Origin of the sequence: Photorhabdus heterorhabditis (assembly GCF_018448905.1) — a bacterium.
Classification (GTDB): domain Bacteria; phylum Pseudomonadota; class Gammaproteobacteria; order Enterobacterales; family Enterobacteriaceae; genus Photorhabdus; species Photorhabdus heterorhabditis.
Window position 1 is genome coordinate 1 of record NZ_RCWA01000091.1, and the last position, 3697, is coordinate 3697.

Below are 3697 nucleotides of genomic sequence, written 5' to 3' on the forward strand. Positions count from 1 at the left end.
CTCTAAGCGCATCTTTTCTTGAATTAAATTGGGCATTACACCCAGCAAGACCCAGCGGATCAATCCACGACACCGGATTCGGCACGTACGCATACAGGTTCAGACCCCCTGCTAATCCTATCGGGTCTTAGGCACTATCCCGACGCCATCATACCGTTGAGCGGACCTTTCCCCCTGATTTAGCAGCCTTTTTCTTCGCCACTGTTTCCCGCCCTGTTAAAGAACATATCAACTCGCCCCGACGGGCACTTTCCCGATGTTAGCGCATTTTTTCCCCGACGTCAGCGCCGGGTTTCGGCCCGCTTTGCCTGCCAGAACCGGGTTTTATCAGGAACCCGTGGCGGCGGTGCAGCTTGTCTGCGCCGCTGACGCGGGTTGGCCGGGTGCGGGCGGGCCAGGCCCGCAGGTAACGCTTTTTAACAGGGAAGCCCCCCTGGGGGCTGCACGGGGCGGAGATGGCGAGCACGGGGACGAGCAACGGAGCGCAGCGCAGTGCGAGCCGCGCGCAGCCAGTGCAGCAGGGGCGGGGGTAATTAACGGCGGAGGCCGCAGGCCGACTGGCTTACCGGTCTGTGGCTGTTGACCTTAACAGGCTGGCGGGCGGGTTTTAGGGCCGATGTTATCACCGGAGCCGCCAGGGACGGCGGCGACTGCGGCGGTGGGATTTTGCACTGTGGCTGACAGCGGAAGGCGTCCGCCTTGCGCGCCACGGGGGCTAAGAAGCTCAACCCGGCGGCCAGCCGCGCACCGGGGCTGAGGTAACCGCGCAGCGCCCTTCGGTGGGCGGCGCCGACATAATGTTTGTTAAGCGCGGCGGGCCGTTCAGGCCCATTGCGCTTAATGCCACATTATGTTGAATGGCGGCTGACCGGCAACCGTGTTGACAGAGAACACTTGAGTTGAGGGCCGGGCGGCCACCATTTACCGCCGGCACTCCGAAGGTGGGCAGGCAGTCTGTGCGCAGGGATGCGCGCAGTCTGCCTTTCACTGCACCCCACGCGCTCACCGGGAACCGGCTAACCTTAAAGACGGTCCGGCAACGCAGCGCGTTCAGACCGGCTTCGGGCTGTCCGGCTTGTCACTCTCCGCCTGCTTATCGTCTGACGTGGCCTGCTTTGACTGCCGTTCTGCCGGGTGGGTCTGCTCATGCACTTCCTTTAAGTGACCGATAGCCACCCGGGTATAGATTTGGGTGGTTTCCAGCTTCTCATGCCCCAGTATCGCCTGGATATGCCGGGTGTCCGCGCCGTTCTCCAGCATCTGGGTTGCCATTGAGTGGCGGAACAGATGACAGGCCCCCGGTTTAGCCAGTTGCGCCTGTTTACGGATGCTGTCAGCGGCTATCCAGGTTAACGTGCCCTTTGCCAGTCCCCGGCCTTTCCTGGTGATAAACAGGTGACCACTGTCGCCCCGCCGCGTTAACTCGGGCCGGACACTGAGCCAGCGGCTTAACCAGTGCAGCGCCTGCCCGCCGATGGGCACCACCCTATCTTTACGGCCTTTGCCCTGTCTGACCAGCACCACCCCGCGCCCGAAGTCCACCTCGCTTAACAGCAGGTTGGCTACTTCCATCCGCCGGATACCGGTACTCCACAGTAATTCAAGGATAGCGCGGTTTCTCAGCCCGGTTGGGGTGTTGATATCCGTTGCGGCTAATACCGTGTGGGTTTCGTCTTCATTCATTACCTGTGCCGGCAGCCGTTTTTCTTCCTTCGGCAACACCAGACTGTCCACCGGGTTATACAGGATATGGTGACGTTGCAACAGCCAGCGGAACCACTGACGTAAGACACTCAGGCGGTCCCGCTGACTGCCCGGGGTGTAGGGCTGGCCGTCCGCTTTACGGTGGCTTCTCAGCCAGCGCTGGTAACTTTCCAGCAACGGCAGGCTGACCTGCGGTGCGGTCATGACTCCACGCGCTTCGCACCAGTTGATGAACGGCAACAGCCGTTCTTCATAGGACTCCTGAGTTCGTTCGCTTAAGCCCTGTCCCTGTACGGCTTCCAGCCAGGCGGCCAGATGCTGGCGTAAGGTAGCGAAGCGGGCCGGTATGGCGTCGGGTTGACCGTGGGTCTCCGTCACCGAGGGACGTTTTTTTCTGTCTGGCGAGGCCAGTGTTGCCGCCGGGCTGGTCGGGATAGCGTGCTGTTGCTGCAACCAGTCGAACCACTGGCGTAAGGCGCGCAGGCGCAGGCGCTGACTGGCCGGCGTATAGGGCTGCCCGTTGGCCTTACGATACTGAGCAAGATAATGTTGCCAGTTTTCCAGTAACGGCCCGGTCACCTGAGTTGCGGACAGGATACCCTGTTCCTCGCACCAGCTGACGAACGGCATCAGTCGTTCATGACGGGCGGTCTGACTCTTTTGACTCAGCCCCTGCAACAGCAGGTTATCCAGATACGCCGCAAGATGCTGGCGCAGGGTCAGCCCGAGGGGTGCCGATTGATGTTTAGCAGATAATGACATGATGTAATTTCCTGTAGGGAACATAGCGTGTTGTTGTTATCGGTAAAAATCACTACGGTACGATGACTTGATTTTTATATTGCCGGAACAGTCCTTTTCAGGCTCTCCCAACTTGCGGACCGTTCCGCCCGGTATTGCTGCGGCCTGAGGCCGGTTTCCCGCCCTCCAACTTGGGCCCAACTTAACCCCAACTTGGTGGCAACTTGCGGTTCATTCAGTCCAACTTACGTGAGTCATATTCAGGGGTTTACCGGTTTTTCCGGCTCTGTCAGGTCAATCAGGCCGCACAGGTGGGCTTCTTCTGCGCTGTCCCCGTTCCACAGTAGTTCATATTGCAACAAGTGGCCGCGATTGCCGCCGTGGACTAACAGGTATTCCATGTCGGCCAGTCGCTGACAATGGACTTTTAACTGGTTATCGCTCCACTGGGTATAACGGCGGATATCCCGGCGGGTAAAGCGGATAGCGTTCACTGGGCGTTGTTGCTCTGCCATGCTCTCTTTCACCATTTGCTGTATCAGCAGCAACAGTTTCCGGGTCTGGGGCGGCATTTCGTCCAGCGTGCGGCCTAATATCTCGTGGGCCAGCCGGTTTGCTAAGCTAATATCGTCTTTGGTCACCTCGATATATTCAAGCCGTTTGCCCCGGTGTTCCGCTGTCTTCACCTCGCGCTGGTGCTGATGCAGCAGGGCGATACTTTGTATCAGCGTGAGATATTTCATGTGGTCGCGTCGGGTGCGGGTTTTATCGCTCATGAACGTTAACTGTGAGGCATAAGGGTTGACCACATTGAGCGGGCGTAGCAGCCGTTGGGCGTTTTGATGCAGTTCGGTGATATAGGTCTTCTCATTTTCGGCCAGTAAGCCTTCGAGGGTTTGCTTATAGCGCTGCAAGGCGTGGATAGCTTCGGTCTGTTCCCGCGATTCGTTCACCGTCAGCACCAGACAGCGGTTTAACAGCTCTTCATCGACATCAATCGCGGTGGTGGTGAGCATCAGCATCACCGGCCCTTTCACCCTGTACTGTTTGGTCACCAGATTACCGCTGGCATCGTCTTTACCGGTGCTGGCAATGGTCAGTTCGCCGTCGCTTTGCAACAGTTTGAGCGCATAGGCGGCCTGCCTGACGCCTTCCTCTTCGGCAATGGCTAAGATTTTATGCTGGAGATTGGTTTCCCCCAGATAGAACAGACTCTGGCCGGTCATGGCGCTGTATTGCAGCCGTTCCTCTT

At 58.6% G+C, this 3697-nt stretch carries 1 protein-coding gene and 2 pseudogenes; all 3 read right to left on the reverse strand.

Annotated features, from left to right (window positions below):
* A pseudogene (locus EAE89_RS22450) lies at positions 1–127 on the reverse strand (RHS repeat-associated core domain-containing protein); the annotation flags it as partial.
* Between the two features lie 923 nt (positions 128–1050).
* A complete protein-coding gene (gene xerC, locus EAE89_RS22455) occupies positions 1051–2052 on the reverse strand; it encodes a site-specific tyrosine recombinase XerC (protein ID WP_339423551.1) in 1002 nt (333 codons plus the stop codon).
* A gap of 653 nt (positions 2053–2705) precedes the next feature.
* Positions 2706–3697 (reverse strand): annotated as a pseudogene (locus EAE89_RS22460) (DNA primase); the annotation flags it as partial.